The following is a 5758-nucleotide window of genomic DNA, read 5'->3' as shown; positions in this document are numbered from 1 at the left end:
TTGTTGAGCTTGATTCACATAAGATTGCTGCTGTTGTGGTTGTTGAGCTTGATTCATAAATGACACTTCAAACGGTTGATAATAATTTTGATTTCCATAATAAGGCTCGAAAGGATACATATTATACCGTAAATATGTATCTGTATTATATTGGTACATATTTTGCTGTGCATATGGATTCGTTTGCTGATATACGTTAGGTTGTTGAAACATGCATTCTCTCCTCCTTTACATAAGTTTCTACATATATAATATGTACCTATAAAATAATATGTGTGATGGAGTATCTGTCTATTTTTGTCGGAAGTTTAAATTTTTAAAAAATTAAGAAAGAAAACCCTTCCATGCTATGATAATTAAGAAGAAGATTCTCATGGGGGAGGAATCAACATGGTATTAGGGGATTTAAAACAAGCGTTTTCTCAAAAAAAGGGGTATTGCACAGAGAATGCAAATGAATTATTAGACTTTGCGAGACATTGGTATCTCGAAGGAAAAATATGCATATCCGATTATCGAACATTAATAAAAGAATTAGAAATAAACGGCGCAACAAAACCTACAACAATGACAGAAGCATAAAAATAACAAGAGGGTTCTCCCTCTTGTTATTTACATTGCTCAACTATATTTTGCAAAGTATACGAAACGGCTTGGTGTGTTTCAAAGAATCGTTTACCTTTACCTTTATTTACAAAGCATTGTAACACATTCGTTTGTAAATTATCGTATACTTGATCAATTTGCTGTACATGTATATACTTTGGCTTTTCTTCTTTAATCCACGTATAAGCTAATTCTTTCCACTTCTCTAATTCCTCATCTACCATATCTACAAACGGTTTCATATCCTTATAAAAATCGTATTCAATCAGTTCTCTTTTTTTTACATTCGCTTCATTATTATACTGCATGAGTTTTTCTGAAGACTGTATTAATGCTTCATTCTTCATTTCTTTCCCACCTTATTATGCACTCACTACGACGTTTTGAAATGTCTTTACCCAATTCCCTTTTTCTTCGTGATGCACTAATTTATTTTCCATATGTTCAATATGCATTTCTGTTATTTCTATCTTATTGCATATTTTTTCACTCGCACCCTTTAATGCATGATTCATTCTAATCCCTATATTCATTTCCAGCAAATCGAGAGAACTTAACATTTGATCCATTTTTTTCATTACATCTTCCTTCTGAACCATCGCCATATACAAAACGCCTCCTTCTTTGCTTTTCCTTTGTCATGTAATTTCGCCGAATGATTCACCACTCCTGCCCACATGACAAAACTAGTTGTTATTCGTCAAAGAAATCATTTCGTATGTCATTTATAGAAATGGTAACAATACAAAAAGGAGGTGTATTACAATGGCAAAGAACAAAAATGAAAAAAAGAAAAAACAAAACAAACAACAAAATAAACCCGAGACTGGCAATCCAAAGCTAGATGGTCCAAACTTCCCTGCTACATAAAGCGAGACTTTATTACGAACGGTTAAATTTCTAGTCACCCTTAATCTCCTACTAACATTACGTTTTGAGATTAAAGTCGTAGCAAGCATAGCAGGATTATTTCAAATTAAGAAGTCCCGTCTTCAAAATGGAAGACGGGACTTCTTTTTTATTATATCATGAACTCATCCATCCTTTTAGCAAAACGATTTATGATAGATATCCTATAGATTTGTTCCCTCTTTCTTCTATACCATTCTGTTATATTAACTTCCCCTTTAGGTTCTTCAAGTACAAATAGCACATTCATTTTCATATTTGCACAAAACCAATCTCTCATTTTTATTTCTTCATGTGAAACAACAGAATAAACATCTCTAAGTGCTGGCGTACAAGATTTTCTAGTTTTCTTTGCGTAAAATTCATAATCTTCTCTAGACCCAGTATGTGTAGTTTGCAATGCAAACTTATAAAAAGAACCATTATAAATCGGATGAAACAATAACCATGCTAATTTTTTTCCCAGTTCTATACGCTGTTGTAACGTTTCAAATTGATAAACCGAAAATCCATACATTCTCCCTTCAATTGTTGGGAAGATAACTGCACTAATATGAAATCTTTCTTGTACTTTAAAAAGTGCAGTATGGAATACATATTTTTTAAAATATGTGTTCTCAATGACTGGTTTTTGAATTTTATTTTGTTCATTTATAATAAGCGCTGTCATAAGCCTATTCATATCTCTTCTTTCCCAGAAAAGTAACCATTCTTTTTCCATAAAAATTGATACACTGAAATATTGCAACAAATGAAAGAGAGGTGCACAGCTCTTCTTACTTTCCTCATACAATAATAACTGAGGAAATGCATCTAAGAAAATAATCCAATTAGCTTGTTCGTATAGAAGAAATAAATGTTTTTTTACCGTTTTAGGTAAAATAGTAGCATAATATCTCCCTTCCAAATCAGTCATATTCCATCCTGCATTTCTCGAAACCATACTCGCTAAAAAGGCCCACCTGATTTCACTATTTCTTAAATAATATTCTTGATAAGATTGTGTCCGAGAAATATTGTCCACATTAGCTATTTCTGTTTTCTTTTTAATATTGTAAATAATTGCTTTTTCTTCCTCTGTACAAAATTTTTTTTCTCGATTTTGTTTAATTTTCATATAATCATTCCCTGTAAACATGAATAAGTCATCATACCTTTCATCAAAAAGGTCACATCTTTTTTCATTTTTTGATATAATCACCTTTGTAAGTAATTCTTAACAAGTTGGGAGTGGACACACTATGACCATTCGTTACCCAAATGGAAAAAGGTATAATCAAGCTTCACAACCTCAAAAAACACCTATAAAAACACATACTTATAGTAATAGAGGTATGTCCCTTGAAGAGGAATTGAATGAAACAAATCAATATTACTTAACCCATAATATTGCATGTGTACATAAAAAACCTACACCTCTTCAAATTGTAAAAGTAGATTACCCCGCTCGAAGTGCTGCAGTGGTAAAAGAAGCGTATTTTAAACAACCTTCTACAACAGATTACAACGGTGTATACAAAGGGAAATACATCGATTTTGAAGCGAAGGAAACAAAAAATAAAACTAGTTTCCCACTTCAAAACTTCCACCTTCATCAAATTGAACATATGAAGCAAGTGGTTGCTCATAATGGAATTGCATTTGTCATTATTAAATTTACACTTTTTGATGAATTTTATTTATTAGATGCAAAACATATTATTGCATTTTGGAATCGTCAAAATACAGGTGGACGCAAGTCGATTACGAAAGAAGAAATAGAAGAGCATGGATCCTTATTATCATGCGGTTATCACCCTCGGATTGACTATATCCGTGTACTAGACACGGTTTATTTTTCGTGATAGAGTCATCACTAAGGCTCTTTTTTCGACTTTTGGGGGAGAGAATGAAAGGTAGGAGAAAGTATAATGTCAGATAATTATCGTTCTCGTACAGAACGAAATCATGTAAAAAATCAAGAGAAAAAAACAAATAAAGAAGAAAAACCAAAGAAAAAAGGCTCCTTTTTCAAGAAATTCCTTATAGGTTGTCTACTTCTTGGTATCGTTGGTCTTGTAGCCGGCGTTTCCGCTTTCTTTGTTATGGTAAAGGACGCTCCAAAATTAGATAAATCCAAACTTGTTAATCCTTTATCAACAAAGTTTCTTGATAAAAACGGAAATTTCTTCTATGAATACGGTGCTGAAAAACGAACGCATGTTACTTATGATCAAATTCCAAAAGTAGTTGAAAATGCATTCCTTGCAACTGAGGATTCGCGTTTCTATGATCATAATGGAATTGACTTTAAACGAACTACAAAAGCAGTTATGGAAAATGTCACTGGTGGTTTCGGTTCCCAAGGTGGTAGTACGATTACACAGCAAGTCGTTAAGAACTATTTTCTAACGATGGATAAAACCGCTAAGAGAAAAGTACAAGAATGGTACTTATCTTATAAATTAGAGCAACAATACTCTAAACATGAGATTTTAGAAATGTACTTAAATAAGATTAATTTAGGTAACCGTTCATATGGTATTGCGACAGCAGCGCAAAAATATTATGGTAAAGATTTGAAAGACTTGCAATTACATGAAGCTGCTATGCTCGCTGGTTTACCCCAAGGTCCAAACATTTATGATCCAACAAAAAAGGAAAATGTTGAACGAGCAACAAATCGTCGTAATGTCGTATTGTCATTAATGAATCGACATGGTTATATAACAAAAGAAGAAATGAATAACGCAGTTAAGATCCCAGTAACAGAGGGCCTTCAACCGTCTTCAGAAATAACTGAGATGAAGTATCAAGCATTTTTAGATGCAGTTGTAAAAGAAGTTGAAAAAGAATATCCTGATGTAAATATCGGTTCAGATGGTTTAACGATTCATACAACACTTGATCAAGATGCTCAAGATTACGCTGAAAAAATTATGGATGGCAATCTTATTAAGTATCCAAACGATCAATTCCAAGGATCATTCGTATTTATGGATACACAATCTGGAGAAGTTCGAGCAATTGGTGCTGGACGTAAAGAAAATAAGTCCACTTTCAAAGGTCATAATATGGCAACTGATTTAAAACGCCAAGTTGGTTCAACAATGAAACCAATTTTCGACTACGGTCCAGCGATTGAGAATCTTCAGTGGTCTACTTATCATCAATTAAATGACTCTGAATATACTTATTCTGATGGCACAAAGATAAAAAATGCTACAGGGAGTTTTAAAGGTGACGTTTCACTTCGTGAAGCATTGAAGAAGTCATTAAACATCCCGGCTTTAAAGACAGCTCAAACAGTTGGACTTAATAAATCAAAAGAGTTTGCTGAAGGTTTAGGCATGACATTTGAAAATGGAGTACATGAATCTACTGCAATTGGTAGTAACGATAGTTCTCCATTAGCAGTAGCAGGTGCATATGCAACCTTTGGTAATAGTGGTAACTATAATAAACCACACTTCGTAAAAGAAGTAACCTTCCCGGACGGGAAAAAGAAAAGCTTTAAACCGAAAGAACAACGCGCTATGCAAGACTATACAGCTTACATGGTAACTGACGTTCTTCGTGACGTAGTAAAACCTGGTTCTGGTGGTACAGGACCAACAGCATATGTTTCAGGTGTTGACGTAGCGGGTAAAACTGGAACGCAAAACTTTGATGCAAAAGATTTAAAGAAATACGGCATTCCAGCTGATGCAAACAGGGATAGCTGGTTCGCTGGATATACACCACAATATACGATGGCTGTATGGACGGGTTACGTAAAGAATGGTCCAGAAAACTACATTAGTGATCGTTATACTAAAATTGCACAGCAAATGTTCCAAGTAATGATGAGCAAATTCGCTACAGATAAATCACGCTTTGAACGTCCTTCTTCTGTTCAAGAAATAAACGGAGAATTATACGTAAAAGGTGCGAAAAAAGATGCAATTAAACAAATTAAAGTAGATGCCCCTAGTGGTCTGAATGTCACTTTCGATGGCGCTAGCACAGTTACACTAAACTGGTCTGGACCAGCAGAAGTTGATGCATATGCAGCCAGCTATAAAGCAACTGACGGTTCAAGTGGTAGCCTATCAATAAGTGGTACGACAGCTACTCTTGGTGGTATTAAACCCGGTGTTACTTACAGCTTCTCTGTAGTAGCGAAAAAAGGCACTGGCACAAGCCCAGCAGTTGGTGCATCCTTCACTGCGCCTGGCGGAACTCCAGATGCGAAAAAAGCTGAAGAAGAGGCTAAGAAAAAGGC

At 34.5% G+C, this 5758-nt stretch carries 6 protein-coding genes and 1 pseudogene; 3 read left to right on the top strand and 4 right to left on the bottom strand.

Going from position 1 to position 5758, the window contains the following annotated elements; genetic code table 11:
• Positions 1-213, bottom strand: a pseudogene (locus tag MR170_RS29515) (YppG family protein); the annotation flags it as partial.
• A gap of 177 nt (positions 214-390) precedes the next feature.
• On the opposite strand from MR170_RS29515, the gene MR170_RS29510 reads away from it, so the two are divergent.
• Entirely contained in the window at positions 391-582 is a 192-nt protein-coding gene (locus tag MR170_RS29510; RefSeq protein WP_000242652.1) for a YppF family protein, read from the top strand.
• A 26-nt stretch (positions 583-608) separates the two neighbouring features.
• Here MR170_RS29510 and MR170_RS29505 read toward each other — a convergent pair whose 3' ends face one another.
• The 3 genes from MR170_RS29505 to MR170_RS29495 form a co-directional block, all read right to left on the bottom strand.
• Positions 609-953 (bottom strand): YppE family protein, encoded by a 345-nt coding sequence (locus MR170_RS29505; RefSeq protein WP_000786937.1) that lies wholly within the window; start codon positions 951-953, stop codon positions 609-611.
• Between the two features lie 15 nt (positions 954-968).
• A complete protein-coding gene (locus tag MR170_RS29500) occupies positions 969-1211 on the bottom strand; it encodes a hypothetical protein (protein WP_016082241.1) in 243 nt (80 codons plus the stop codon).
• A 416-nt stretch (positions 1212-1627) separates the two neighbouring features.
• The gene (locus tag MR170_RS29495) at positions 1628-2653 is read right to left on the bottom strand and encodes a DUF2515 domain-containing protein (RefSeq protein WP_043935511.1); all 1026 of its coding nucleotides are present in this window, start codon (positions 2651-2653) and stop codon (positions 1628-1630) included.
• A gap of 103 nt (positions 2654-2756) precedes the next feature.
• Here MR170_RS29495 and recU point away from each other — a divergent pair, with 103 nt between their 5' ends.
• Together recU and MR170_RS29485 are read left to right on the top strand one after the other, a co-directional pair.
• Complete coding sequence (recU, locus tag MR170_RS29490; RefSeq protein ID WP_000155599.1) at positions 2757-3359, top strand: Holliday junction resolvase RecU; 603 nt, start codon at positions 2757-2759, stop codon at positions 3357-3359.
• Between the two features lie 66 nt (positions 3360-3425).
• Positions 3426-5758, top strand: a 2333-nt coding sequence (locus MR170_RS29485; RefSeq protein ID WP_242310454.1) for a PBP1A family penicillin-binding protein, incomplete at its 3' end; no start/stop codon positions are given.

The organism is Bacillus cereus group sp. BfR-BA-01524, from assembly GCF_022662595.1.
Taxonomy (GTDB): Bacteria; Bacillota; Bacilli; order Bacillales; family Bacillaceae_G; genus Bacillus_A; species Bacillus_A thuringiensis_S.
This window is presented reverse-complemented; position numbering and strand designations above follow the sequence as displayed.

What these genes read in the sequence shown, in the direction of transcription:
- MR170_RS29510 (WP_000242652.1), top strand. Translation starts at nt 391, where the DNA reads ATGGTATTAGGGGATTTAAAACAAGCGTTTTCTCAAAAAAAGGGGTAT.
- MR170_RS29495 (WP_043935511.1), bottom strand. Translation starts at nt 2,653, where the DNA reads ATGTTTACAGGGAATGATTATATGAAAATTAAACAAAATCGAGAAAAA.
- recU (WP_000155599.1), top strand. Translation starts at nt 2,757, where the DNA reads ATGACCATTCGTTACCCAAATGGAAAAAGGTATAATCAAGCTTCACAA.
- MR170_RS29500 (WP_016082241.1), bottom strand. Translation starts at nt 1,211, where the DNA reads ATGGCGATGGTTCAGAAGGAAGATGTAATGAAAAAAATGGATCAAATG.
- MR170_RS29505 (WP_000786937.1), bottom strand. Translation starts at nt 953, where the DNA reads ATGAAGAATGAAGCATTAATACAGTCTTCAGAAAAACTCATGCAGTAT.